The following is a 24268-nucleotide window of genomic DNA, read 5'->3' as shown; positions in this document are numbered from 1 at the left end:
CACGTGCTGTTCCCCTCCCTGTGAGCTTCCTGTCGTCTGCTCTACGGGGGAGGGTGGGGGGTCCGTCGCGGGGTTTGCGCACGTTGCAGCTATGGCGGTTTCCCCGCTCGGAAAGAGAACGACCGACAGGGAGCGCACGACCTGTTCCCGGCTCAAGCCGGTGTAGCACGAGGAGGGCGAGCGACCACCGGGACGGGACTACTCCGTGCCGTCCGCCGGCAGGCGCTCGGGAAGCCCGAGCCGCGGGAACTGGTCGTCGTGGAATGTGACGATCTCGGTGATCGCCCCGCCTTTGACGCGCAGGACGTCGATCGTCAGCGGCAGGTACGCGCCCTCCGGCTTCCGCCAGAGGTAGAAGGCGACGGCGGGCTGCCGGTTCACGGAGGCGAGGGCGGCACGCAGGCCGCCACCCTGGATGGGCACGAACCGCCGCCATGGCCATGGGTGTTCACTTTCACCGAAATGAAGGTCGCCGCCGCCCGAGTGGCCTGCGGTGCACGGCTCGGCCTCGCCGACTGGGTGCTCTCCGAGGACACTGAGGCGCTTGCCACCGGCCACGAGAAGCAGCGTGCGCTGTTGGTGCTCGACATCGCCTCCGGCCATCTCGCCGGAGGACGCGTCGATGCGGCGTTCGCCCTCGCCTCCCGCGCGCTGAACACCGGGCTCAAGTACCGGTCGGGGCGGATCGTGGAGCGGGCCCGCACCATGCGCCGTACTCTCACGACCAGTGCACCGCCCAAGGTGGTGCGGGACTTCGACGAGCAACTGCACGGCGTCTACCTGTGGGAGGTACAGAGTGCGGGTGGGGATCACGGGGCACCGCGGGCTCAGCGCGGAGGTCGAGGAACGAGTGCGGGCGATGCTCAGCGAGGCGGTACGCTACGACACCTCAGAACTGGTCGCCGTCTCATGCATCGCCGACGGTCCCGACTCCTGGTCCACGGAGGCGGTCCTCACGCACGGCGGACGCCTCGAAGTCGTCATTCCGGTCACCGAGTATCGCGACAGCCTCCCTGAGTGGCATCACAACACGTACGACGAGCTGATCCGGCAGGCGTCCGACGTACACGAAACCGGCCTGACCGAGTCGACGTCCGAGGCCCACCAGGCGGGCAGCGAACTCCTCGTCGGCCTGGTGGACGAGCTGCTGGCCGTGTGCGACGGGAAACCCGCGCGGGGGTACGGCGGCACAGCGGACGTCGTGGGCTACGCCGAGTGCAACGGCGTCCCTGTACGGATGTTGTGGCCGCAGGGTGCCTCACGCTGAACGGCGTTACGGCGGCCCGCCGACTGGGCGCAGCCTGTCAGCGTCCCCAGGCGGGCTGGCCCTTCTCGAACTGCCAGTCTGCCCGCCGGGCAGCAGCCCGGATCGACCCGGCAGGCAGGGCGTCTCCGAGACCTTCAGTGTCGCGATCGGCTCGGTCGCGACCGTTGGCCGCTAAACGGCATGAACGAGGGCGCGGTACTCCCTGGCCACCATTTCCACCTCACGCGGATGCCTGTTGAGGTACTGCGTGACGGAGACGATCTCGCCGTCGGCTGCTATTTCTGCGTATGCCTGTGCGTACGCAGAAGGGTGTGCAAGTGAGGAGTAGGCGCGAACACTCTGCTCGCGTCGCACCCAGATGCGCCGCTCGTTGATCGCAGACGGCCTAGCCCGGTCGGGTCCGATCTTCTCCAAGAGCACGTACTGAAGCCCGAGGAGGTCCAGCAGTTCTTGGTCACGCTCCCACATGATCCCGCCGTACATGTTGCTCATCAGAAACAGCGGGTCCCGATAGACGAGCCGTACTGCCTCGGGGAGCGACACGCCTCGCCCGCTCCAGCACAAGGCACCACGCACTGAGCTCGGCTGCCCCTGGGCGGGTACGGCTTCACCCATGACCATGGGCAAGAACTCCTCCATCCGATCCGGCCACCCGTGGATGATTGCTTGCAGGAGGTTGCAGGGGTTGTAGATGTGTAGCCCGACGTCCCCGTCCCCGACCATCCGACTCGCCTCATCGAGCCAACCATTGACCAGCGACTCCCACTCCAGGTTGCCGGCCAGACTCTGGCGGATCTCCCTTCGGAACCCCTCCCATCGGCTCGCCACCTGCGGGCTTGCGGAGCCTGTGTAGAGAATCTGGCTGTCACCTCGATCGTCCCCTGTAAGGAATCGGAACAGGTCCCGCTCCTCGAAGGCCGCCGTGTCATCGAAGGCGCCGGTGCCTCGAAAGGCTCGGATGGCCCAGTTGGGATCGTCTGCGAGATTACTCAGCAGCCCCGGGCGAGCGCCTTCCATGTTCATGCCGCGTATCTCGCTGTGGGCAAGGCGGCTGCAGATCACGCAGAGGGCAAGGTACTCAGCAGGGTGCTCGGCGGCGAACGGCTCCGGCCCGTCGTAACCACTCAGGAGGTCCGCCGATGCGCGTGCCTCGTTGACCCGGCCAACCGCCAGGTACAGGCCTCCGCCGAGCTTCCCGTCGAAGTGGGCGACAAGGACCAAGGATTGCTCGACCACGAGATGCACGAGCTGTGTCATGGTCAGCACCACGATGGCGTGACCCGAGCTCATCCTCCCGAAGGCAGAGGTCAGGTCTCGAACGTGGGATTCCGTAACTTTCATGCCAGCCCGTATGTCGCGGGCGTAGGCCGAAATAGCGGAGTCCGCGAACTGCGGGTCGCGGCTTAGCAGCATCATGGCGTCGCGCCAGCGCATGAGGTCGCGCGAGTTGATGACAGCATGGATTCCAGCGTTGAAGGCCGATTGTAGTCGTTGCTGCTGGGTGCCGGTGGGCAGATCATTGAGCGAGGCGCTTTGCAGCCCGACGTAGGTGTACTTCACCGCTTGAGGATCACTCTCCTCGACTACTTCGACGAAGGGATCGAACGCGCTGAAGGTGACCGAGACTACGTTCACGAAGCGCTCGCCGTCTGTGGACGTGGACGTCGGGAGCACATCCACGCGGCCGAATTTCGCGTGCCTCTCGGGCCAGACGACCGCAGCGGCGAGATTCCGCAGCAAGGTCGTCTTGCCAACCCCGTTGCGGCCAATGAGGACATGAATGTTGCTAGATGGCCTGGAGTCAGGATCGATCGCGAAGTCGAGAGTGCTCTCAACACCATGCCCCGGTGCGGTATAGCGGAATCGGTACTCGGTCAGCCGGACTCCGCCGCGTGCGATCCGGTTGAACTGCACCCTGACTGTCTGTTCGTCAATCGTCCGCAACAGTGATGAGCGTGTCACTGGGTACTGCATAGCGGTCTCAAGAAGGTCGGGGTTGTAGGCCACATCAGAGAGCCCTCGCAGGATCTCTTCGCGCCTGTCGTGTCCGAGCTTCTTGATGTTGTCGTAGTAGAGATCGCTCTGCCCGAGCGAGAAGAGTTCACCCGGTGGCGAACCATCGTAAACCCCGGCACGGATGGGGCTGGGGCCGTCTTCCTGCCCGGCAACGGCGACCTTGACGAAACCTAGGTTCGTCTGCGTCACCGAGTCTCGGTACCAAAGCGTGTAGCTGGTGCGGAAGCCGAAGTCATCCCAGTCATCGGCTACTAGGACCGCAGCTTCGGGTCCTGAACGCACCGGCGTGTCTTGGGGCAGGACAATGAACTTCACCGGGTCGAGCCTCCGGTTCTGCGGCGGACACCCGCACTTCGGTCGAACTGAGTTCGAACCCTATCGCCTCGCTCTGACAGGACGATCGCGGCGGCTTCGGCTCGCGACCGTGCACCAGCCTGCGGATCACGCCGTCGTCCGCGCCGTGATCCTGTTTGCGTAAGTTTGCCCCGCGAAGGGCGATTTCTCTCGCACCCTTACAACGGCTAACACAATGAGGTGGATCGACGCTGATGGCCGTTGCTGACATGTGAGTTGAGCGTTCGGTCGGGTGTGGAGAGTTCGCCGTGGATGGTGTCGGATGAGCTGTGGGACCGCTTGGAGCCGCTGCTGCCGCAGCGCGAGCGGCGCTTCAGGTACCCGGGTCGCAAGCCGCTGCCGGACCGGGATGTGCTGTGCGGGATCCTCTACGTACTGCACACCGGGATCCAGTGGGAGTACCTGCCGAAGCAACTCGGTTTCGGCTCGGGCATGACGTGCTGGCGACGGCTGCGGGACTGGAACGAGGCCGGCGTGTGGCAGCGGCTGCACGAGGTACTGCTCGCCGAGCTGAACGCGGCGGCGAAGCTCGACTGGTCCCGCTGCGTGGTCGACTCTTCGCACGTCAGGGCGTTTAAAGGGGGATCCACACGGGCCCCTCGCCGGTCGACCGGGGCCGGGCGGGCTCGAAACATCACCTGATCACCGACGGACACGGCACCCCGCTCGCGGTCCTGGTCACGGGCGGCAACCGCAACGACGTCACCCAGCTGCTGCCGTTGCCGGACGCGATCCCACCGGTCCGTGGCCGGGTCGGCCGTCCCCGCCGCAAACCGGACTCGCTCTTCGCCGACCGCGGCTACGACCACGATCTTTACCGCAACCAGGTCCGTGAGCGAGGCATCGTGCCAGCCATCGCCCGCCGCGGCACCCGGCACGGCACAGGACTGGGCACCTACCGGTGGGTGATCGAGCGGACCTTCGCCTGGCTCCACGGCTTCCGACGCCTGCGCATCCGCTGGGAACGGCGCGCTGACATTCATGAAGCGTTCCTCAAACTCGCCTGCTGCCTCATCACCCATCGACAGCTCGGCTCATTGTGTTAGCCGCTGTTATGCCCACTCTTCCTCTGCAAGTGGCGCTTCGTTTAGCTGGTCACGAAGACTCCGCCAGTTCGGCATAAATCTCTCCATGAGCTTGGTGAAGCGTTCGCCATGGTTACGTTCGAGATAGTGCGTCATCTCGTGGACAACGATGTACTCAAGGCAGCCGGGATGCTTCTTGGCCAGCTCGACATTGAACCAGATGTGCCCGGTCTCGCGATTGCACGAGCCCCACTTGGTCTTCATACGCTTGATGTTCCAGCGCGGCACCGACACTTCGAGGATGGGTTCCCACTTGGCAATCAAATCCGGGATCACATGTCGAAGCTGCTCCCGATACCAACGGTCGAGCAACTGCCGCCGCCGTTCAGCTGTTGTGCCGGCTGGGACGTACAGCAGCAGTCGTTCACCGTCTAGCTCGAAGTGAGCCCGACCCGGACGCTCCACGACCTTCATCCTGCGGCGAACGCCCCACACATAGTGGGACTCGCCTGTGACCATCTCTCGCGTGGACTGCCGTGCAGCTGATCGAAGTCGATCGCGCTGCTCTTTGATCCACGGTAGGCGTTGGATTACAGCGAGTCGCACCTGCTCATTGTCGAGCTGATGCGGCGCTGCTACACGGACGCGTCCCAGTGGCGGATAGACACCAATGTGCAAGTTCTTGATGTTCTTGTAGATGACATCAACATCGACGCCGCGGATGGTGAGAGAGGCACTAACGGTACTCACGGCGCGCCTTCACCAGTTCCAGTAGCTCATCAAGCCGGTCGAAGTCAGCGGTCAGTGCCTTAGCAAGCGCGCGCCTGACCTTCTTCTCCTTCATCGCGTTCCCCACCCACGAGTCAGGCTTGGTATGGAGGATGGTGGTGTCCACAACCGCGGCCAGCTCCGGTGACTGACCGAAGAAATCGATCAGAGCGCGGCGAGCACCATTGTCAGCCCACTGCGGGTACTTGGCGTCTGACTCGCCCTTACCGAGCTTGGACGCGTGCTCCAGCAGCTTCGCGAGGTACTCCTTGTAGTCCAGAGCATTCTGCCGCCGTTCCTCGAGTATGGCGTCGAGCAGCTCCGACATCTTGTCGTAGTACTTCGGGTTCGTCGGGCGCTCGTCGATGATCACCGTGCGCATGTTGTTGGTGATCGTTTCCGCCACCGCTTCCGGGTCCTTCTTGATACCCGCGGGAAGCTTGTCGAGCGCACCGGCTCCCATCTCGACGATCAACTGGATCAGCCCGGATTCCTGGAAGTCAGAGACCACCTCGGAGGGGCTGGCACTGATGTACGTGTCCAGCAGGTGCCGCATGCCGGCCTCGTACTGCTTGAAATCGACGTTCTCGCCAGCGCCGAGCTTCACCTCTTCACGCACGTTGGCGTAGTGGGCGATCTCTTCCTTAATCGCTGCGGCTTCGGCCTCGCTGTACTCAGCAGCCTGCATTTCGTTGGCAAGGTTGCTGTACGCGCGGGTCACAGCGGCAACGGCCTTATAGAGCTTAACTCGCTTGGGTTCGTTGGCCTTGAGCTGCTCGGCGTTGCCCTGTTCCCGGGCGCAGAAGTACTGCTGGTACTGGAGGGTGTTCTTTGGTGGTTCGACCGCCTCACAGAGCGCCCGGATCTTCTCCAGGGCCTCATCGAGGTCGTCACGGGCCTTGTCGATCCGGTCGGACAGGAGCCCTTCGATATCTTTCGTCTCGTAGCCTTCGAGAGCAGCGCTGGTGTAGTCCTTGATCGCGGACTCAAGTGAGTTGAACAGGTCGCGGTAGTCGACGATGTAGCCGTAATCCTTGTCCTCGCCGTCGAGGCGGTTAACCCGGCAGATCGCCTGGAACAGACCGTGGTCCTGCATCTTCTTGTCGATGTACAGGTACGTCGCGCTCGGGGCGTCGAAGCCAGTCAGGAGCTTGTCGACGACGATGAGCAGCCGCATCTGACCCGGGTCATTGATGAAACGTTCCTTAACGTCCCTCTCGAACTGCTCGACCTTGCCCATCGCCTTGTCGGCAGGCTCGTTGAAGTGGTCGGCGAGCATCTGCCGGTAGATCTGATACTGACGCAGCCGCTCAGTCGCACCGTGGCCTGAGTCTTCCTTGGCGATGTCACTCGCCTGCGGTGTGTACGACGTGATGATGGCGCACTTGCCCTTAAAACCGGCCTGAGTGAAGAGCTCATAGAACTTACACGCCTGGTAGATGCTTTGACTGACGAGGATGGCGTTGCCGCGGCCGTCTGACAGACGGGGCTTGATCTCCATGTCGAACAGGATGTCGTTGACTATCTGCCGGGCCCGCGGCTCCGAGCTGACGATCTTTTGAACAGTGCCCCAGCGCTTCTTGAGCTCGGCGCGGGAGAGGTCCGTCATGCCGCGGGTCTTGGCCTCAAACCACTGGTCGACCTTCGCCGGCGAGGTCAGGTCCTGGTCGATGTTGCGAGCCTCGTACCTCAAGTCCAGCACGACACCGTCCGCAACGCCCTCGTTGAACTGGTAGGTGTGGATGAAGCTGCCGAACCGCTGGGCAGTGGTGTCCTTGTCCTCCTTGAGGAGGGGCGTACCCGTGAAGCCGATGAACATGGCACCAGGCATGAGCGCCTTCATGGCGTCGTGCATCTTGCCCGACTGCGTGCGGTGTGCCTCGTCGACGAAGACGAAGATGTTGCCCTTGGCGTGGAAGTCCTTGGGAACAGTCGCTTTGAGTTCACGAATGAACTCGCTCTGAGCTTCATCGCGGGCCTTCTCGTCTTCCGAGCCGCGGAACTTGTGAACCAGCGAGCAGACCAGCCACTCCTCGCTCGAATTCAATGTGGCGAGGAGGTCAGGGCCGCTCTTGGTGCGGTAGATGGCCTCGTTGACTCCCTGGAAGACCTTCTGAATCTGATCATCCAGTTCGGTCCGGTCGGTGACGAGGAGTACGCGGGCGTCCTGCTGATTCTCTCGGATCCACTTGGCCAGCCACACCATCGTTAGCGACTTGCCAGAGCCCTGGGTGTGCCAAATGATGCCGCCCTCACGCTGAGCGATCCGCTCCTGAGCCGCCTTGACGCCGAAGTACTGGTTGTGCCGACACGTCTTCTTCTGCCCCGCGTCGAAGACCATGAAGTCGTGAACCAGCTCCAGCAGGCGCCCTTTCGAGCAGAGCTGAGTCAAGGAACGATCGAGGGGATCGGCGATGTCGGACGGTTCACGCCATGCCAGCCAGTACTTCTCCGGCGTGTCGATAACGCTATAGCGCAGACCCTCCACGTCGTTGCCGGCCATGACGAGCTGCACCGTCGTGAAGAACGACCGGATGAACTCGGGGCGCTGGTTCCCGATGCTCTGCCGGATACCTTCAGAGACGGCGACCTTCGAGCGCTTGAGCTCGATCGTCCCGAAGGCGATGCCGTTGACGTACAGCACGATGTCTGGGCGCTTCGTGTGCTGCCCCAGCACCGTCACTTCCTCGGCCAGAGCGAAGTGATTGACTTCGGGGTGCGCCCAGTCGACGAGCCACACCGTCTCCGTCTGCTCGCCGATACCGGGCTTGACCTTCACCCCGTACCGGAGCAGGTCGTAGACGTCTCGGTTCGCCTCGTACAAATCGCGGCCGCCACCGAGCGAGGCCTCGCTCTTTAGCTTGTCGATCGCCTTGTTGATGAGATTGTCGCTGTAGTTCCGGGCACGGAGGTTTTGAGTGAGGAGCTGCACATCGACGTTGGAGTTTGCCGCACGGTACCCCCAGTTGCCGAGGTACTCGTAGCCCAACGAGTCTCGGAACAGCTCAATGACGCGATCTTGAGTCCTGCGTTCTGGCTGGCCAACGTTACTCACGACTCACCCTCCGCACGCTCGACTGTTGGGGTGTCGACCCAACGAGCAAGGACACGCAATGCGGCAAGGTATTCGAGAGCCTCCTGCTCGCTGAGCTCTTGATCGGCTTCGTGGCTAAGCGGGTTCCTGATACCAGTGAACACGCCCTCGGCAAGGTTCATCGCGCCGCGCTGCACCGACTTGTAAGTGTCACTGCCGTCGTCCTTCATGCGGCGTAGCCGTGCCTTGCCAGCCTTAGGGCCATCGAGCGTGAACGCCTGCTTGAACAGGTCTGCTTCGCTCACGTCGCGACGGCCGACCTTATTCTGAGCCTCGGTATTCAGTTTCTTGATCGCACCTTCGACAGCTTCACGAAAGTGACTAGATTGCCACTGCGAAGATGCGCCGCCCCGTACCCATGGGTGCAGCTCGGCAGCCGATAGCTCAGGCGTATTCTCACCAAGGTTCTCGTCAAGCTCTTGCTTGCGAATCAAGGCTTCACGCGCGCGAATCGCTGCTTCCCGATGACCAGTCCACCTATTGTTTCGACTTTCACTGTATCTCGACGACCACCCTGGGATCACGTGTTCGAGAATCTGCTCGACAACCTGAGCCTGCTTGGCGACCTCATCGTTCGATGCAGCTGTGATGTTACGTGCCGTGATGAGGCCATTCCCACTTGCGTTACGCATCACGGTCTGGCCGATGAACCTATCCAGTTCTTTTAGCGCCCACTCGGTATTCATGCAACGCTCTCCTTGAAGGGAAGGCGAGTACGCCCAGTGAGGAGTTGCTGCATCATGCCTTGCTTGACATCTCGCGCCTTGGCTAGCCGAACGAGAAGGCCGTGGATCTCACGATCAGCATCGGCAATGACCAAGGCGATTGCTCGCTGCTCGTCGATATCAGGCAGCGTCAGCATGATGCTGGAGATGAATGAACGCGTCGTCGCCAAGACTTTGGTACCCGCGGCGAGGCGAAGCAGGGCGTTCCGAAATGCTGGGATGAACTGGAGGTAAGCCTTGAAGCCGTCCGCCAGCACTGACTTGTCGAACCGCGCTGCAATGGTGTGAAGACCAGGGACCACGCCTGCACTCGGCACCGAAATTACCTCGACCGACTTGCCCACTCCGTCCGGATCCTCTGACGCATCGGCAAAAACGAGATCCCCAACCTGGAGGCGACCGGCGTTTCGCAGCAACGTCGAACTCACTCGTGGCATGGTCTCGTGTGCAGCGTCCAACGTGACACTGCTCCGGGTATGGATGTCGCCATAATGCAGGTAACGGACGGGCGATTCGTTATCTAGTTGCGCCCGCGACAATGCGACTGTCTTGACATAGCTCACATGCTCGCCAAGCAGAACTTCGCGCCAAGGCTTGGTAAAGCCGGGTAGGCGCGTCCGGCCGGTTAGCAGCTGCTGCATCAGACCCTGCCTGATCGCCTGCTTCTTTGCGATAAGAGCATCCAGGGCTGTGATCAATCCATCAACATCGGACAGCGCCTCAGCGATAAGGCGTTGCTCATCTTCAGCTGGGAAAGGGATCGGCAACTCTCGAATAAGCTTCGTATTTAGATTTGGTTGCCCGTTCCCCGGCGCCACAACCTCTCGAAGATACTCAGTCTGAGTGTTGATGTAGTAACAAAGAAATTCTTTACTGCCTGCCCGCTGCTCAATGAGTGCCGCAATTCCGTCATTGGCGCAGCACCTAAGTTTGAGGATCTTTGCAACTCCCAGGGTTGCGCCACTGTTTGCGATAATTACAGTATCGGCAGGGAGAATGCGACTCTTTTCGGAACCTTCCTTGGTTAGATACCCTCGGGTCTCGGTTACTTCCATACAGCTTTCAGGTAGCGTCGTCAGCGCTGCTACCGTAAGCCAAGGGATAAAACTTCCGTTGAAAAATCGTGGGTCACCAGCAGGTCGAGGAGAGCCACCTCGAACAACCTTGCCAAGTTCCCCAATCAATTTCACATCCCAATCACTCGGGATTTCGCCAACTTCAGTGACCGTGCATTCAGTAGGAACCTCGCGAATATTTTTCACAACGATTCCAACCCCATCCGGCTCAAGTGTCCCGCAACTTTTCGCTCAAAGGACTCTGTGAGGTGTCTCAGATCCGAAACCCGTTGGGCATACCGTTCCCCCAAGTGTCGGATTCGGCCTACAAGTGCGGATGTGAGCGAGTCGACGTTACCGGCAACGCGAGTGACGATCTCAACGTGCCACTTGTCATCGAGCACAAGCTGCTTGATCTCAGGCTCGGTGAGGTCGCCGTATTTCTTGAGGGTCGCGAAGTCGAGGGCCGCCTGGGCTTCCTTGGCGGCTTTCCTGGCGACAGCTTCGTCGTTGTAAAGCTTGACCAGGTACTGGAGGGCCTTGATCTCCTCCGCGTCAGCTCCCTCGTGCCGAGCCACCTTGAGCCGCGTCGAAGCGAGGGGCTTGGAGATCTTGCCGTCGTCCATGGCCTCGGCAAGCAAGCCGTCCTCCACAACATGTTCCTCGACGTACTCCTCGACAGCGCGGCTTGCCTCCTCGGTTGCCGCGTGCAGTGCGTCGACCTTGGACTGCTCGTCCGCGAAGTAACGAGCGACGACGAGCGCCGGCGGGATGAGGTCCATCTTGTACTTGGTAGCGCTGCGCCCCGAGCCAATGACGAGATCCGGGGTCTCGGAGAGCTTGCGCTCCTTGTCCTCAATGGTCTTGCGGGGCTTCGCCGCCTCACACCACCCGTCGTTCATGACGAGGAAGACGTCGTCGTGCATAACTCCGTGCCAGTAGGTCATGAGCTGCTCGTAGACGTCGTACTCGTCGAGCAGAGGGGTGCTCTTGAACCGAGCCAGTAGATCGTCGCCAATACGAGCGATCAGGTCTTTGGGGACAGTGTCCCGGTTGAGCGCTTGCAGGACCGGCCGGTGCGCGGCGAACCAGTCGTCAACCTGGCCTCGGACGCCCGTGGCGAACTTCTGGAACTCGTCGGAGTCCAGGATGGTCTGCTGTACCTCCGCCACGCCGACCGCGAGGTCGCTGTAGCCAGAGCGGTTTGGCTTGAAGATCGTGGCGCGCAGGCTCGGGAACGCCTCCCAGTACCCATTGAGTGCATCCAGGTCGCGGTCTGGGATCCCGCCGTGCATATGGGCGTGAAGGTCCTGGATGTCCTCTGGCTCCGAGGAGTCGATGTAGCGCGGGATGTTGAGGTTGTAGTCGTTCTTCGGGTCAGCGATCTCGTGGAGCGGCACCATACGCGAATAGCGCTCGATCTCGGTCTGCTTATTGAAGACGTCGACGATCTTGTGGATGTCCTGGCTCCGGAGGCGGTTCTTGTTGCCGTCCTTCATGAAACCCTTGGAAGCGTCGATCATAAAGACGCCGGTTCGCGCCTGTGCGTTCTCCTTGTCAAGAACGATGATGCAGGCCGGAATGCCGGTGCCGTAGAAAAGGTTCGCGGGCAGGCCGATGATGCCCTTGATGTAGCCACGGCGCAGCAGTTCCTTACGAATGTTGGCCTCGGCGTGACCGCGGAACAGCACACCGTGCGGCAGGATGACTGCGGCCTTGCCGTTGCTCTTGAGGGACTTGAGGATGTGCAGAAGGAAGGCGTAGTCGCCGTTCTTCTCCGGCGGCCGGCCGAACTCGAAGCGACCGTAGTCGTTCTCGAGGCCGTTGCTCCACGACTTGATCGAGAACGGCGGGTTGGCAACGGCGAAGTCGAAGGTCTGTAGCCGTGCACCCTGGGTGAACTGGGGGCTGGTAATCGTGTCACCCTTGCGGATGTCGCGGTCCTCGTAGCCGTGGAGGATCATGTTCATCTGGGCCAGCGCCCATGTGGCGTTGTCCTTCTCCTGGCCGTAGATGGTCAGGCCGCGTGGAGCCTCGTCAGCCACCTTGAGGAGCAACGAGCCGGACCCGCACGTGGGGTCGTAGACCGTGTGGTCCTGCCGGGTGCCTGCTCCGATACCGACGACCTTGGCGAGTACCCGCGAGACCTCGGCCGGGGTGTAGAACTGCCCCTTCGACTTGCCCGACTCCGTTGCGAAGTGCCGCATCAGGTACTCGTAGGCGTCGCCAAGCAGGTCGTCGCCCTCAGCGCGGCTACCTCGGAAGTCGAGATCAGCGAAGATCGTCACCAGCTTGGAGAGGCGATCCTGCATCTCCTTGCCCTTGCCGAGCTTCTCCTCGTCGTTGAAGTCGGCCAGGTCGATGACCTTCTCAAGTCCGTTGGCCTCGGCGAGCCTGCCGATGATCTTGTTGATCTTGTCGCCGATCTCCTTATCACCCTTGAGGGCGACCATGTCATCGAAGGATCCGCCGGCGGGGACGTCGATCAAGGAGCTCGGATCGGACTTGGCCTTGTCCGTCACATACTTCACGAACAGCAGCGTCAGGATGTAGTCCTTGTACTGGCTGGCATCCATGCCGCCGCGCAGCTCGTCGCAGCTCCGCCACAGCGAGCTGTACAGGTCCGACTTCTTGAGAGCCACTACCACGCCACCCCCTTGAGTGTGACGAGATCGGAGTCTGACCGGGATACCCCGATGAGGTGCGCGTGTGCCCTGTCCATCCTTCGGCGCCCATCCTTCATGTGCCATGTGTGACAGGAGTTCACTAGTGGTGACACTCCGGCTGAGTGCCCAACGATAGCGGTGAGCACTCGCGGAACGCCGTGTGGCGTCTCCCCAGAGCGGATCCTGCTTACTAGCTGAGTCGAACGATGAACCGGTCACGGCTTCGAAGACGAGGGTCCAGTGGGTAACAGACAGGTGGCTGTGCCGACACAGTACTGCTAAGCCGATCCTGCGACTAGCAGGTACCGGCACACTATGATCGCGGCGCTCAGAGCGATTCACGACAGGCTAGTCGGCGCGCCAGACATCCGGGAACACGGACCAGATATCCGGTAGTTGTTGTTCTAGGGATCGAGGGATGCGAGCGTACGGCGCGCCGGTCGAGGCGGCCAAAAGTCCGCCAGGCTGCCTGAGCACGGAAGATTACCCCAGGGACCATGCGGGACTAGGACTCTTGACTCAAAGCCCGCATGGTCACCGGGGGCCGGTTGTAAGGGCAGACGAGTCGGGCTGTACGCCGGGTTCTGTTCCCGGGGTTCCTCGCGGAGCCCCGGGCGACGGCCATCCATCTAGGGCCGGCGTTGCCACCGGCCTCGTGCGGTCTACCCGCGGACTCGGGCGGGCAGCCCTCGATCGTCCGCGCAGAGACGCCCTTCTTTCGAAGAGGTGTCTCCTCTTGACCTTGCTCCGGGTGGGGTTTACCTAGCTGCCTGAGTCACCCCAGGCACTGGTGGTCTCTTACACCACCGTTTCACCCTTACCGGGGGCCGGAGCCCTCGGCGGTTTGCTTTCTGTGGCACTGTCCCGCGGGTCACCCCGGGTGGCCGTTAGCCACCACCCTGCCCTGTGGAGCCCGGACGTTCCTCGGGGAGCTCCCCGTCAGGGGGACTCCACGCGGCCGTCCGCCCGGCTCGTCTGCCGTGTCGACCATGGTACCCGGCGGATCTCCCTTGTCGGCGCCGCGGCCGTGGCCAGCACCGAGCCCGCCAGGATCAGGGTGAAGGCGACGCCGATGCCGAGGGTCAGTTCCTCGTCCAGGAAGAGGGCGCCCGCGGCGACGGCAACCGCCGGGTTGACGTAGGTGATCACGCCGGCCCGGGTCGGGCCGGCCTCCTTGATCAGCTCCAGGAAGGCCACGAACGCGATCGCGGTGCAGACGATGCCGAGGCCGGCGAGGGCGGCCAGGACCTCGGCAGAGGGCATGGTGGCGGGGCGGGTCAGGTACGCGGCTGGGGCGTAGACGACGGCGGCGAGCGTGAGGCAGGGGGTGATCAGGTGGAGAGTCGGAACGTCCTTGAGATGCCGGGCGGCTATCAGCGGGGCGGTGGCATAGCCGACGACCGTCACCAGCACCTCGGCCAGGGAGCGGGCATCGCCGCCGGTGAGGTGGGGCAGGGTGAGGACGGTGACGCCCGCGAGACCGAGGGCGAGTCCGGCGACACGGCGGGCGCCCACGCGTTCCTCGGCGCCGAAGAAGCGGGCCAGGATGAGGGCGACGATCGGCACGCCCGCGATGAGGAGTCCGGCGGTGGAGCTGGACAGATGGCGTTCGGCGTCGGTCAGGGTCCACCAGGGGCCGATGATCTCGATGACGGCGAAGGCCAGCATCGGCTTCCAGTGGGTCCGGACGGTACGGCCGAGGCCGCCCTGGCGCAGCGCGAAGGGGAGCAGGAGGGCGGCGCCCAGCGCGCAGCGCGTGAACACCACCATGGACGGGGACACGGCGTCCACCGCCACCTTGATCATCAGGTAGGGGACGCCCCAGACCACTCCCATCAGGGAGAACAGGAACCAGCCGCGTGCAGTCATACGGCGAGTCTCGGTCCTCTCACCCCGCCGCGTCTTGAACGCTGTTGCGGTACGCCGCCGGGGTCACGCCCAGCACGCGGCGGAACCAGCGGGTGAGGTGCGCCTGGTCGGCGAAGCCGACGAGGCCCGCGACCTCGGCGGGGCGCAGGCCGGTTTCCAGCAGGACGCGGGCCCTGGCGACGCGGTGCTGGGCGAGCCAGGCGTAGGGCGGTACGCCCATCGTCGTACGGAAGGCGCGCAGCAGCTGGTAGCGGGACAGGCCCAGGTCGGTGGCGAGGTCGGCCAGGGAGGGGGGTTCCAGCAGTTCGTCCGCGAGGCGGTCGCGTACGGCCTTGGCGATGTGGCCGGCGCCGGGCACCGTGTCCTGGCTCGCCCGGGCCGTGGAGTGCCGGCGGGCCAGGGCCGTGAGCAGCCAGGGCAGCCGGGACTCGGCCTCCAGGGGGTCGGGGCAGGCGCTGATGTCGGTGTGGGCGGCGCGGAGGGCTGCCGCCAGCTCCGGGTCGTGGAGGACGGGGTCGGGGAAGTGCGGGGGGCCGCCGAGCGTGCCGTCGGTGAGGAGGGACGGCTCGGCGTACAGGGCCTGGTAGGCGTAGCCCTCGCAGGCGGCCGGACCGCCGGTGTGCATCTCGCCCGCTTCCAGCACGACGATCGAGCCGGGGTAGGAGTGGATCAGCCCGCCCCGGTAGGCGATGACCTCCGAGCCGCCGATCGTGACGCCGATGGTGAATTCGTGGTGGGCGTGCGGAGCGTAGACGTGCTGGTCGAAGTGGGCGGTGAGGAGGTCGAGGGGCGGCCCGGCACGGCCCAGGCGTGCCCTTGTCCATCTCGCCTGTTCGCGTATCCCCATGTCCCACCCCCGCCCACAGGGGATCAGAGGAGATCCGCGGTGTCCAGTTCAAAGGCGAACGGTTCCGGAAGAGCGATGGGCTTGCCGAAGGGGCGGGCGCAGTGCTCGCGGTAGTCGTCGTCCTTCGGCTCGCTGAACACCGTGACCTGAGCTGCGTCCCGGTCGACCAGCAGGTAGAGCGGGATGCCCGCGCGGGCATAGCAACGACGCTTGGCCTCGCGGTCGGCCTGGGGCTTGGTGGAGGTCACCTCGACCACCATGGCGACGCCGTCGCATGACATCCAGGAGCCGACCCCGCCGAACAAGTCGCGCTCGATGGGGCCGAAGGTGACGTCCGGAACCAGGTGGTTCTTGGGGCAGGCGCCCCCGCTCACCAGCTTCAGCCCCTTGTTCCCCGAGAAGTCCATGTCGGTCCGGGAACGCCTGATCACTTGCCTCACGATCCGGCTGATGTACTTCTCGTGATCCCCGTCCGGCGGCGGCGTCACAACGATCTCCCCCTCGATCAGCTCCGCCCGGAAACCCTCCGGCGTGTCCAGGGCGAGAAAGCCCTCCAGCAGGACCTCTTCCTGCGTGAGCGGCTCATGGGCCATGGCAGTCATGTCACGCCCCTCCTTCGGTCGCTCGCCAGACTGGGACATCGGAAGATCACCTGTCCGTGAGATCGGGAACCGTTCCCTCGATCGTGGCACACGATCACGGCCCTCGTCAGAAGGCCCAGCGGCTCTCTTGACCCTGCCGCAACGTCAACGTCTCTACTGGTCCCATGCGGATCGGAGAACTCGCCGACGTCGTCGGTGTCACCACGCGGGCCGTGCGGCACTACCACCATCTGGGGCTGTTGCCGGAGCCGGAGCGGCGGGCGAACGGGTATCGGGAGTACGGGCTGCGGCACGCCGTCGTGCTGGCGCGGATCCGGCGGCTGACCGAGTTGGGGCTGGGGCTCGCGGAGGTGCGGGATGTGCTGGCGGACGACGCGGGGAAGGACCTCGTCGAGGTGCTGACCGAGCTGGACGAGGATCTGGCGCGGCAGGAGGTGGCCATCCGGGAGCGGCGGGGGCGGTTGCGGGTCCTGCTGGAGGCGGAGGGCGGGGTGCCGGCCGAGGGGCCGGTGTCGCCGGAGCTGGCCGCGCTGTTCGCGGGGACCGCGCATCTGTCGGACTCGCCGATGGCCGCCAAGGACCGCGAGATCATCGCCTTCCTGGAGACGGCCATGCCGGAGGAGGCCCGCCAGCAGCTCGTGTCGTCGCTGGGTGAGGTGCTCGGCCCGCCGGAAGCCGTGGCGCGGGCCAACGAGGCGTACGCCCTGCTGGACGCGCTCGCCGACGCGGAGCCGGACGATCCGCGCGTCGCCGGTGCCGCCCGGGCCCTCGCCGACTGCATTCCGCCGGGTCTGTTCCCGGAGATCGGGGACCTCGACCACGACGGCAGTGTCCTGCGCGCCTTCTACGCGGACCTGGCCCCGGCCCAGGCGCAGGCGATCCGCCGGACGCTGCGGCTCCTCACCGAGGAGCGGCGGTGAGGATCGCGCGCCTGCTGGTCCGGCACGAGGTGCGGCTGCTCGTGAGTCTCGTGCTGTGGGTGGTGCGGCGCACGCACGGGACGGGGAGCGGGCGGGCTTTCGGGTACGCGCGCGGGCAGGGCGCGATGATGTTCGGGTTCGGGTTCGTGTGTCTCGTCGAGACCGTCGCGATGTCGGTGCTGCTGCGTGACTGGCCGACCGTGCACGCCGTGTTCCTCTTCCTGGACGTGTACGGCATCGTGATCGTCGTCGCGCTGCACGCCTCGTCCGTCGTACGCCCGCACGTGCTGGATCCGGACGACGGCTCGCTGCGGATCCGCCGGTACGTCCACGTCGACCTGCGGGTGCCGCTGGAGCGGATCGCCTCGGCGCGGCGCGAGCTGCGGATGACGCACGAGCGGGCCGACGGCGAGCTGGACGTCGAGGTCGGGTCCCAGACCACCGTCACACTCCAACTGACCGAACCCGTCACGCACGTCACGTTCTTCGGGCGCCGGAGGGAGGTGCGGGTCGTCCGCTTCCACGCCGACGACGCCGACGGCCTGGTACGCGCCCTCGGCCGGGCCCGGGTCTGAGCTCCCCGTACGCTGTCGGCGGAGTTCGATCGAAGGAGTACGCGTGCTTGTCCTGCTGCCGCCGTCCGAAGGGAAGGCCGCCTCCGGCCGCGGAGCCCCGCTGAAGTTGGAGTCGCTGTCACTGCCAGGGCTGACCGGCGCCCGGGAGGCCGTTCTCACCGAGCTGGTCGAGCTGTGCACCGGCGACGAGGACAAGGCTCGTGAGGTGCTCGGGCTGAGCGAGGGGCTGCGCGGCGAGGTCGCGAAGAACGCGGAGCTGCGCACGGCGGGGGCCCGGCCGGCCGGGGAGATCTACACCGGTGTGCTGTACGACGCCCTCGACCTGGCGTCCCTGGACACCTCCGCCAAGCGGCGTGCGGCGCGGTCGCTGCTGGTCTTCTCCGGGCTGTGGGGGGCGGTCCGGGTGACGGACCGGATTCCGTCCTACCGGTGCTCGATGGGGGTGAAGCTGCCGGGGCTCGGTGCGCTGGGCGCGCACTGGCGGACGCCGATGGCGTCGGTGCTTCCCGAGGCGGCCGGGGACGGGCTGGTGCTGGATCTGCGGTCCGCCGCGTACGCCGCCGCGTGGAAGCCGAAGGGCGAGGTCGCCGGGCGGACGGCGTCCGTGCGGGTGCTGCACGCGCCGACCCGGAAGGTCGTCAGCCACTTCAACAAGGCGACGAAGGGGCGGATCGTGCGCAGCCTGCTGACCGCCGGGGCCGCTCCGAAGGGTCCGGCCGAGCTGGTGGGGGTGCTGCGGGACCTCGGGTACGTGGTTGAGGCGGAGGCTCCGGCGAAGACCGGGCAGGCGTGGTCGCTGGACGTGCTGGTGGACGAGGTCCACTGAGGGGCGTTGCAGCGTGCGCAATGAGCTTTGCGCATGCTGCTGAGTCGGCGGCAGGATACGGGCCATGGCCTCTCCCTCCGCCCTGCCCGCCTCCGTGCTGGACCTCGCGCCCGTCGTCCCCGTCGTCGTCATCGAGGATGCCGGTGACGCCGTACCGCTGGCCCGGGCGTTGGTCGCCGGTGGGCTGCCGGCGATCGAGGTGACGTTGCGGACGCCTGCGGCTCCGGACGCGATCCGGGAGATCGCCGTGCAGGTGCCGGAGGCGGTGGTGGGTGCCGGGACGGTGATCAGCCCCGAGCAGGTCACGGACGTGGTGGCCGCGGGCGCCCGCTTCCTGGTCAGTCCGGGCTGGACCGACGTCCTGCTGGAGGCGATGCGGGGCTCCGGCGTGCCGTTCCTGCCGGGGGTGTCGACCACCTCGGAGGTCGTGGCGCTGCTGGAGCGCGGGGTGCGGGAGATGAAGTTCTTCCCGGCCGAGGCCGCGGGCGGTACGGCGTATCTGAAGTCGCTGGCGGGGCCGCTCCCCCAAGCCCGGTTCTGCCCCACGGGCGGGATCGGCCCGGCCTGCGCCCCGGACTATCTGGCCCTGCCCAACGTCGCCTGCGTGGGTGGCAGCTGGATGCTGCCGCGGGACGCGGTCGCGGCGCGCGACTGGGGCCGGGTCGAGGCGCTGGCCCGCGAGGCGGCGGCGCTCAGCGCAGGTGGGACGTGTCGTTGAGGAGCCGGACGCTGGCGTTGCCGTCCGCGTAGTACGCGACGACCGACAGGGACGCGGCCGACAGTTCCATCCGGAACAGGGACTCCGGCGGGGCGCCGAGGGCGAGCCGGACGAGCGTCTTGATCGGGGTCACGTGCGTGACGAGCAGGACCGTGCGGCCGGCGTACGCCGCGATCAGCTTGTCGCGGGTGGCGGCGATCCGGGTGGCGGTCGCCGCGAAGCTCTCGCCGCCGCCGGTGGGTTCGGCGTCCGGGGAGGCCAGCCAGGCGTTCAGGTCGTCGGGGTGGCGCTCGCGCACCTCGGCGAAGGTGAGGCCCTCCCAGGCGCCGAAGTCCGTCTCGCGCAGCCCGTCGTCGACGCTGACGTCCAGGCCGAGCCGGGCGGCGACGATACCGGCGGTCTCCCGGGTGCGGGCGAGCGGCGACGACACGATCGCCTGGATCGTGCCCCGCCGGGCGAGCAGGTCCGCGGCCCGCTCGGCCTGCTCCCGCCCGGCGTCGGAGAGGGCGGGATCGGTGCCCCCGCTTCCGGAGAACCGCTTCTGCGGCGTCAACGGCGTCTCGCCGTGCCGCAGCAGCACGAAGGTGGCGGGAGCGCCCATGTCGGCCGGCGCCCAGCCGGGCGTGGCGACGGCCTTGGCAGCACGGGCATCGGCATCCGCCTCGGCCGAGCGAGCGTCGGCGCCCGGCTTGGCGGCGTCGGCCACTGCCTCGGCCGCGCGGATGTCGGCCGTTGCTCCACCTTCGGCCGCGCTGGCGTCGACGCCCGCCCCGGTCGCGCGAGCGTCAGCGGCCGCCTTGGCCGACCCCTCGTCAGCGCCGGTCGGCGCGTTGCCGCCGCTCGGCTGCTCCGTCGCTCCTCGGACGGAAGGAGAGACGGGAGAAGGCCCGGCTTCCGGATCCGGGGCGGCCGGTGCGGTCCGGGTGCGCCCCGCCGCCAGGGCCTCGCGTGCTCTCGCGGCGCCCGCCGCCGCGTCACCCGGTGGGGCCTGCGGGGCGGCGGCCCCGGTGGTGTCCAGGTCGGCCGTGGAAGTCGATGCCGACCACTGCTCCCCCCTGGCCCCGGCGTCCATCGCCTCGTTGGCCAGCCGGTCGGCGTGCTTGTTCCGCTCGCGTGGGATCCACTCGTACGTCACGCGCCCGGGCGGGAAGATCCGGGCCGCCGCCGCGGCCAGTGGCTTCATGTCGGGGTGCTTGATCTGCCAGCGGCCCGACATCTGCTCGATCACGAGCTTGGAGTCCATCCGGACGTGGACCGTCGCGGCCGGGTCCAGTTCGTGGGCGGCGCGCAGGCCGGCGACGAGGCCGCGGTACTCGGCGACGTTGTTGGTGGCGACGCCGAGGTACTCGGCGGCCTCCCGCAGCGTCTCACCCGTCGCCGCGTCGCTCACCACGGCCCCGTAGCCCGCGGGCCCCGGGTTGCCCCGCGACCCGCCGTCGGCCTCGACGATGAACTCCCGCACCGGAAAGGCTCCCAGGGACCTAGATGCCGGACTCGGACGTGCGCACCAGGATGCGGCGGCAGTTCTCGCAGCGGATCACCGTGTCCGGCGCCGCGCTGCGGATCTCGCTCAGCTCCGTGATGGCCAGCTCCTGACGGCAGCCCTGGCAGCTGCGCGCGTACAGCTTCGCCGCGCCGATGCCGCCCTGCTGCTCGCGCAGCTTGTCGTAGAGCTTGAGCAGGTCGGCGGGGATCGAACCGGCGATGACCTCGCGCTCCTTGGTGACCGTGGCGATCTCGCCGTCGATCTCCTCGAAGGCCGCGTCACGCCGCGCGGTCGCGTCGTCGATCTTCGACTGGACGGAGCCGACCCGCTCGGTCAGCTCGGCGACCCGCTGCTGCGCGGACTCCCGGCGCTCCATGACCTCCAGCACGACGTCCTCCAGGTCGCCCTGCCGCTTGGCGAGGGAGGCGATCTCGCGCTGGAGGTTCTCCAGGTCCTTGGGGGAGGTGACCGCGCCGGAGTCCAGGCGCTGCTGGTCGCGGGTGGCACGCTGGCGCACCTGGTCCACGTCCTGCTCGGCCTTGGTCTGCTCGCGGGCGCAGTCGCTCTCCTCGGTCTGCGCGGCCACGAGCAGGTCGCGCAGCTGGGTGTGGTCCTTGGTCAGCGACTCGATCTCGGCGTGCTCGGGCAGCGACCTCCGCCGGTGGGCCAGCTGCTGGAGGCGGACGTCGAGGTCCTGGACGTCGAGGAGTCGGATCTGGTCGGCGGGCGCGGCGTTCAGTTCGGGGCTCCCAGGGGGTCAGAAGTGGCAGAGGCCGCGTGGGCGGTCCAGGGGTCGGTGACCGTCTTCGAGACGTGGACGCGCAGGTCCCATCCGTGACGGTCGGAGATCTCGTCGAGCTGGCTCGCGGCCAGCTCGCACCAGGGCCACTCGGTGGCCCAGTGCGCCGCGTCGAGCAGCGCGAGGGGGCTGTGGGCGCGGGCCTCCGACACGGGGTGGTGGCGCAGGTCGGCGGTGAGGAAGGCGTCGACGCCCGCCGCGCGGACGTGGTCGAAGAGGCTGTCGCCGGAGCCGCCGCTGACGGCGACGGTGCGCACGAGCGCCTCGGGGTCGCCGGCGACGCGGATGCCCTGCGCGGTGGCGGGCAGCCGCTCGGCGGCGCGGGCGGCGAACTCGCGGACGGTCAGCGGGTGGTCCAGGGCGCAGACGCGGCCCAGGCCGCGACGGCCCTCGGGGTCGGTGGGGTCCGGTACGAGCGGGCCGGTGACCCTGAGGTCCAGGGCGCCCGCGAGGGCGTCGGAGACACCGGGGTCTGCGGTGTCGGCGTTGGTGTGGGCGACGTGCAGTCCGATGTCGTTCTTGATGAGGGTGTGGACGACACGGCCCTTGAAGTGCGACGCCGCGACCGTCGTCGTGCCGCGCAGGTAGAGCGGATGGTGGGTGACGAGCAGGTCGGCGCCCAGCTTCACCGCCTCGTCGACGATCTCCTGGACCGGGTCGACGGCGAACAGGACGCGCGTGACCTCCTGGTCCGGGTCTCCCGCGACGGTGCCGACCGCGTCCCAGGACTCGGCCCGCTCGGCGGGCCACAGGCTCTCCAGCTCGGCGATGACTTCTGACAGACGGGGCACGGGTGCAAGGCTACCCGTCTGATCTGTGGCCTTGAACCGCCACCGGCGCCGCCACCGCCACCAGCACCGGCACCGCCACCTGCGCCGCCACTCCGCGCCTCGTCGGCCGACTGCCGACCCGCCCAGCACAAAAGCCCCACATCCTCAGGCGAATCGTTCCTGGAACACCCTTATGTGTGAAGTCGGGAGCCTGCGGATTCCCCGGCCGCGTGCACGAAAACTACGTTCGTCACTGGAGGTGACCGAACGATGACAGCGTGTGCGATCGAGCCTTCGGCGGGACACGAGGACGAGGCCGCGCCGGCAGGATGCACACTCACCGCGGACGGCGCCTACGCCGCACGCCTCGCGTCGGCCGGCGACTCCTGGTTCCCGGAGCGCTGGACCCTGGACGGCCCCGAGCCGTACGCGGTACCCCTGCCCCGCAACCAGCCGGAGGAACCCGGCACCGAGGTGCAGCCGATGGGCGACGGGCGGGTCCTCATCCACCGCCTCGTGGCCGGGCGGCACGCCTTCTCGCTGCTGTACCCGACCGGGCCCGGCACCGGCGAGCTGCCCCTGGGCGTGGTCGAGTGCCCGCAGGACACGGCCCGGCTGCGGCTGCTGCCGCCCGCCCCGGGCGGCGAGCGGGCGTACGCCCTGTCCGTCGGCCCGCGTTCGACGACGGTGTGGCTGGTGGCGGGCGGCGCCTTCGGGCCCGAGCGGCTGGCCGAGCTGCCCGGCCGCTGCTCGGGCGGGGTCTGGCTGGACCGTACGGGACGGCTGCTGGCCCTGGACCGGGAGACCGGCGGGCGCACCAAGGCCGTCGTGGTGGACCTGGAGCGCGGCGGGGAGGTGTCGCCGCTGCTCCAGATCGCCGCCGACAGCGACGACCGGCTGCTGCTCGCGGACCACGACAGCGGGCTCCTGCTCATCCGCTCGGACGCGCCCTCGCCGGGGCGGGACCGGCTGGGCTGGGGTGTCCTGGGCAGCACACTGCCGGTGCGCTTCCCGGAGTGCCTGCGGCTGCCGGACTGCACCGTCACGCCGTTCGCGATCCAGCCGGGGCAGATGCTGACACCGGAGAGCTGCGCGGTGGCGCTGCGCGTCGACGGGCCGCGCGGCAGCTGGGTCGGCGTGTGGCGGCCCGCCGAGCGGCGCGTGCACCATCTCCCGGCGCCCGAGGGGTGGCTGGCGGGCGCCGGTCTGTGGACGCCGGACGGGGTGCTGCGGCTGCCGTACGCGACGGAGGCCGTGCCGTGCGGCGTGGCACAGGTGAGCCCGCCCGCGGCCGTGGCGCCCGAGCCCGGCGCGGCGCCGCCGCATCCACATCCACATTCGGGGCCGGGGCCGGAGCAGGGGCCGGACGCGCGAGCCGCCGCCGCGACCGCCGCGACCGGACACCCTCCGGAACCGGCGCCCCACTCCCCGGGACACGCCCCGGAACCGGCACAGCCCATACACACACCGCATCCGCCGCATCCGCCGCGCCCCTCGCCTACCCCGCAGCCCTCGCACCCCGATTCATCAGCCGATCCCGCTCCACCGCCGACCCCCTCCACCCCCCGCCCGGTCCCGCTGCAACAGGCGCCATTGGGACGCCTTGTAACGAACTAGTGCCGGTTGGCGTGGCCGCCTGGATCCGGGGTGCGGGGTGCCGGTTAAACTCGCCCGGCTGTAAGAAAGATCATGTTGACGGGGTGAATTCCATCCGATGAGCGACGCCAGCACGAACCAGCGCACTGCCGACGTCCAGGAGATCGCCGCCGGCCACGGCCGGCACCGTGGCGAGATCTCCACGCAGGACAGCGAGACGGCTCCGCGCGGCCGCCACCGCAAGCCGGTGGCGGAGACCGAGCAGACCGAGACGGCGGCCTGACGGAACG

19 protein-coding genes, 1 other RNA gene and 2 pseudogenes are annotated in these 24268 nt (G+C 66.7%); 8 read left to right on the top strand and 14 right to left on the bottom strand.

All coding sequences use genetic code 11. The features are described 5' to 3' along the window. Positions 1 to 198 precede the first annotated feature (198 nt). Positions 199 to 423: a hypothetical protein gene (locus SCNRRL3882_RS28955; RefSeq protein ID WP_010036853.1), complete on the bottom strand. Its 225-nt coding sequence runs from the start codon at positions 421 to 423 to the stop codon at positions 199 to 201. Positions 424 to 796: 373 nt separating this feature from the next. Here SCNRRL3882_RS28955 and SCNRRL3882_RS28945 point away from each other — a divergent pair, with 373 nt between their 5' ends. Beyond that, positions 797 to 1267, top strand: a complete 471-nt coding sequence (locus SCNRRL3882_RS28945; RefSeq protein ID WP_010036852.1) for a hypothetical protein — start codon at positions 797 to 799, stop codon at positions 1265 to 1267. 171 nt (positions 1268 to 1438) lie between these two features. On the opposite strand, the gene SCNRRL3882_RS28940 is transcribed toward SCNRRL3882_RS28945, so the two are convergent. Beyond that, positions 1439 to 3598 carry a lambdoid prophage protein gene (locus tag SCNRRL3882_RS28940; RefSeq protein WP_010036851.1) on the bottom strand — a complete coding sequence of 720 codons (2160 nt, stop codon included), beginning with the start codon at positions 3596 to 3598 and terminating at the stop codon, positions 1439 to 1441. 291 nt (positions 3599 to 3889) lie between these two features. Between SCNRRL3882_RS28940 and SCNRRL3882_RS28935 the strand changes: the two are divergent. Beyond that, a pseudogene (locus SCNRRL3882_RS28935) lies at positions 3890 to 4683 on the top strand (IS5 family transposase). Between the two features lie 6 nt (positions 4684 to 4689). Here the strand turns inward: SCNRRL3882_RS28935 and SCNRRL3882_RS28930 are convergent. From SCNRRL3882_RS28930 to SCNRRL3882_RS28885, 9 genes and pseudogenes are all read right to left on the bottom strand, one after another. After that, positions 4690 to 5412: a M48 family metallopeptidase gene (locus tag SCNRRL3882_RS28930; RefSeq protein ID WP_029181772.1), complete on the bottom strand. Its 723-nt coding sequence runs from the start codon at positions 5410 to 5412 to the stop codon at positions 4690 to 4692. Continuing rightward, positions 5399 to 8485, bottom strand: a complete 3087-nt coding sequence (locus SCNRRL3882_RS28925) for a type I restriction endonuclease subunit R (RefSeq protein ID WP_010048484.1) — start codon at positions 8483 to 8485, stop codon at positions 5399 to 5401. The genes SCNRRL3882_RS28930 and SCNRRL3882_RS28925 overlap by 14 nt, the downstream gene beginning before the upstream one ends. Next, positions 8482 to 9210, bottom strand: coding sequence for a TIGR02391 family protein (locus SCNRRL3882_RS28920; protein ID WP_029181771.1), 729 nt, complete (start codon positions 9208 to 9210; stop codon positions 8482 to 8484). Before SCNRRL3882_RS28920 ends, SCNRRL3882_RS28925 begins: the two co-directional genes overlap by 4 nt. Beyond that, complete coding sequence (locus SCNRRL3882_RS28915; RefSeq protein ID WP_158688484.1) at positions 9207 to 10511, bottom strand: restriction endonuclease subunit S; 1305 nt, start codon at positions 10509 to 10511, stop codon at positions 9207 to 9209. The genes SCNRRL3882_RS28920 and SCNRRL3882_RS28915 overlap by 4 nt, the downstream gene beginning before the upstream one ends. Beyond that, positions 10508 to 12946: a type I restriction-modification system subunit M gene (locus SCNRRL3882_RS28910; RefSeq protein WP_010048479.1), complete on the bottom strand. Its 2439-nt coding sequence runs from the start codon at positions 12944 to 12946 to the stop codon at positions 10508 to 10510. Before SCNRRL3882_RS28910 ends, SCNRRL3882_RS28915 begins: the two co-directional genes overlap by 4 nt. 581 nt (positions 12947 to 13527) lie before the next feature. Next, positions 13528 to 13944, bottom strand: an RNA gene (rnpB, locus tag SCNRRL3882_RS28905) — RNase P RNA component class A. Positions 13945 to 14059: 115 nt separating this feature from the next. Continuing rightward, positions 14060 to 14776, bottom strand: a pseudogene (locus SCNRRL3882_RS42660) (DMT family transporter); the annotation flags it as partial. Positions 14777 to 14858: 82 nt separating this feature from the next. Beyond that, complete coding sequence (locus tag SCNRRL3882_RS28890; RefSeq protein WP_010048477.1) at positions 14859 to 15686, bottom strand: helix-turn-helix domain-containing protein; 828 nt, start codon at positions 15684 to 15686, stop codon at positions 14859 to 14861. A gap of 23 nt (positions 15687 to 15709) precedes the next feature. Beyond that, entirely contained in the window at positions 15710 to 16279 is a 570-nt protein-coding gene (locus SCNRRL3882_RS28885; RefSeq protein ID WP_010048476.1) for a Uma2 family endonuclease, read from the bottom strand. Between the two features lie 173 nt (positions 16280 to 16452). On the opposite strand from SCNRRL3882_RS28885, the gene SCNRRL3882_RS28880 reads away from it, so the two are divergent. From SCNRRL3882_RS28880 to eda, 4 genes are all read left to right on the top strand, one after another. Further along, positions 16453 to 17208: a MerR family transcriptional regulator gene (locus tag SCNRRL3882_RS28880; protein ID WP_010048475.1), complete on the top strand. Its 756-nt coding sequence runs from the start codon at positions 16453 to 16455 to the stop codon at positions 17206 to 17208. Continuing rightward, positions 17205 to 17783, top strand: a complete 579-nt coding sequence (locus SCNRRL3882_RS28875; protein WP_010048473.1) for a hypothetical protein — start codon at positions 17205 to 17207, stop codon at positions 17781 to 17783. The genes SCNRRL3882_RS28880 and SCNRRL3882_RS28875 overlap by 4 nt, the downstream gene beginning before the upstream one ends. Before the next feature lie 43 nt (positions 17784 to 17826). Continuing rightward, complete coding sequence (yaaA, locus tag SCNRRL3882_RS28870) at positions 17827 to 18609, top strand: peroxide stress protein YaaA (RefSeq protein ID WP_010048472.1); 783 nt, start codon at positions 17827 to 17829, stop codon at positions 18607 to 18609. A 64-nt stretch (positions 18610 to 18673) separates the two neighbouring features. Next, positions 18674 to 19327: a bifunctional 4-hydroxy-2-oxoglutarate aldolase/2-dehydro-3-deoxy-phosphogluconate aldolase gene (gene eda, locus SCNRRL3882_RS28865; protein WP_010048471.1), complete on the top strand. Its 654-nt coding sequence runs from the start codon at positions 18674 to 18676 to the stop codon at positions 19325 to 19327. Here the strand turns inward: eda and SCNRRL3882_RS28860 are convergent. From SCNRRL3882_RS28860 to SCNRRL3882_RS28850, 3 genes are read right to left on the bottom strand one after another with little or no spacing between them, the layout of a single operon-like run. Further along, positions 19302 to 20789: a bifunctional RNase H/acid phosphatase gene (locus SCNRRL3882_RS28860; RefSeq protein WP_010048470.1), complete on the bottom strand. Its 1488-nt coding sequence runs from the start codon at positions 20787 to 20789 to the stop codon at positions 19302 to 19304. The genes eda and SCNRRL3882_RS28860 overlap by 26 nt on opposite strands. Positions 20790 to 20808: 19 nt before the next feature. Continuing rightward, positions 20809 to 21552 carry a DUF7581 domain-containing protein gene (locus SCNRRL3882_RS28855; RefSeq protein ID WP_078602999.1) on the bottom strand — a complete coding sequence of 248 codons (744 nt, stop codon included), beginning with the start codon at positions 21550 to 21552 and terminating at the stop codon, positions 20809 to 20811. Beyond that, the gene (locus SCNRRL3882_RS28850) at positions 21549 to 22403 is read right to left on the bottom strand and encodes a Nif3-like dinuclear metal center hexameric protein (protein ID WP_010048468.1); all 855 of its coding nucleotides are present in this window, start codon (positions 22401 to 22403) and stop codon (positions 21549 to 21551) included. The genes SCNRRL3882_RS28855 and SCNRRL3882_RS28850 overlap by 4 nt, the downstream gene beginning before the upstream one ends. Positions 22404 to 22652: 249 nt before the next feature. On the opposite strand from SCNRRL3882_RS28850, the gene SCNRRL3882_RS28845 reads away from it, so the two are divergent. Both SCNRRL3882_RS28845 and SCNRRL3882_RS41190 read left to right on the top strand, forming a co-directional pair. Next, entirely contained in the window at positions 22653 to 23999 is a 1347-nt protein-coding gene (locus SCNRRL3882_RS28845; protein WP_010048467.1) for a hypothetical protein, read from the top strand. 97 nt (positions 24000 to 24096) lie between these two features. After that, positions 24097 to 24261, top strand: coding sequence for a hypothetical protein (locus tag SCNRRL3882_RS41190; protein ID WP_010048465.1), 165 nt, complete (start codon positions 24097 to 24099; stop codon positions 24259 to 24261). Positions 24262 to 24268 lie beyond the last annotated feature (7 nt).

This window comes from Streptomyces chartreusis NRRL 3882 (assembly GCF_900236475.1).
Taxonomy (GTDB): domain Bacteria; phylum Actinomycetota; class Actinomycetes; order Streptomycetales; family Streptomycetaceae; genus Streptomyces; species Streptomyces chartreusis_D.
This window is presented reverse-complemented; position numbering and strand designations above follow the sequence as displayed.

What these genes read in the sequence shown, in the direction of transcription:
- SCNRRL3882_RS28920 (WP_029181771.1), bottom strand. Translation starts at nt 9,210, where the DNA reads ATGAATACCGAGTGGGCGCTAAAAGAACTGGATAGGTTCATCGGCCAG.
- SCNRRL3882_RS28890 (WP_010048477.1), bottom strand. Translation starts at nt 15,686, where the DNA reads ATGGGGATACGCGAACAGGCGAGATGGACAAGGGCACGCCTGGGCCGT.
- SCNRRL3882_RS28885 (WP_010048476.1), bottom strand. Translation starts at nt 16,279, where the DNA reads ATGGCCCATGAGCCGCTCACGCAGGAAGAGGTCCTGCTGGAGGGCTTT.
- SCNRRL3882_RS28880 (WP_010048475.1), top strand. Translation starts at nt 16,453, where the DNA reads ATGCGGATCGGAGAACTCGCCGACGTCGTCGGTGTCACCACGCGGGCC.
- eda (WP_010048471.1), top strand. Translation starts at nt 18,674, where the DNA reads ATGGCCTCTCCCTCCGCCCTGCCCGCCTCCGTGCTGGACCTCGCGCCC.
- SCNRRL3882_RS28845 (WP_010048467.1), top strand. Translation starts at nt 22,653, where the DNA reads ATGACAGCGTGTGCGATCGAGCCTTCGGCGGGACACGAGGACGAGGCC.
- SCNRRL3882_RS41190 (WP_010048465.1), top strand. Translation starts at nt 24,097, where the DNA reads ATGAGCGACGCCAGCACGAACCAGCGCACTGCCGACGTCCAGGAGATC.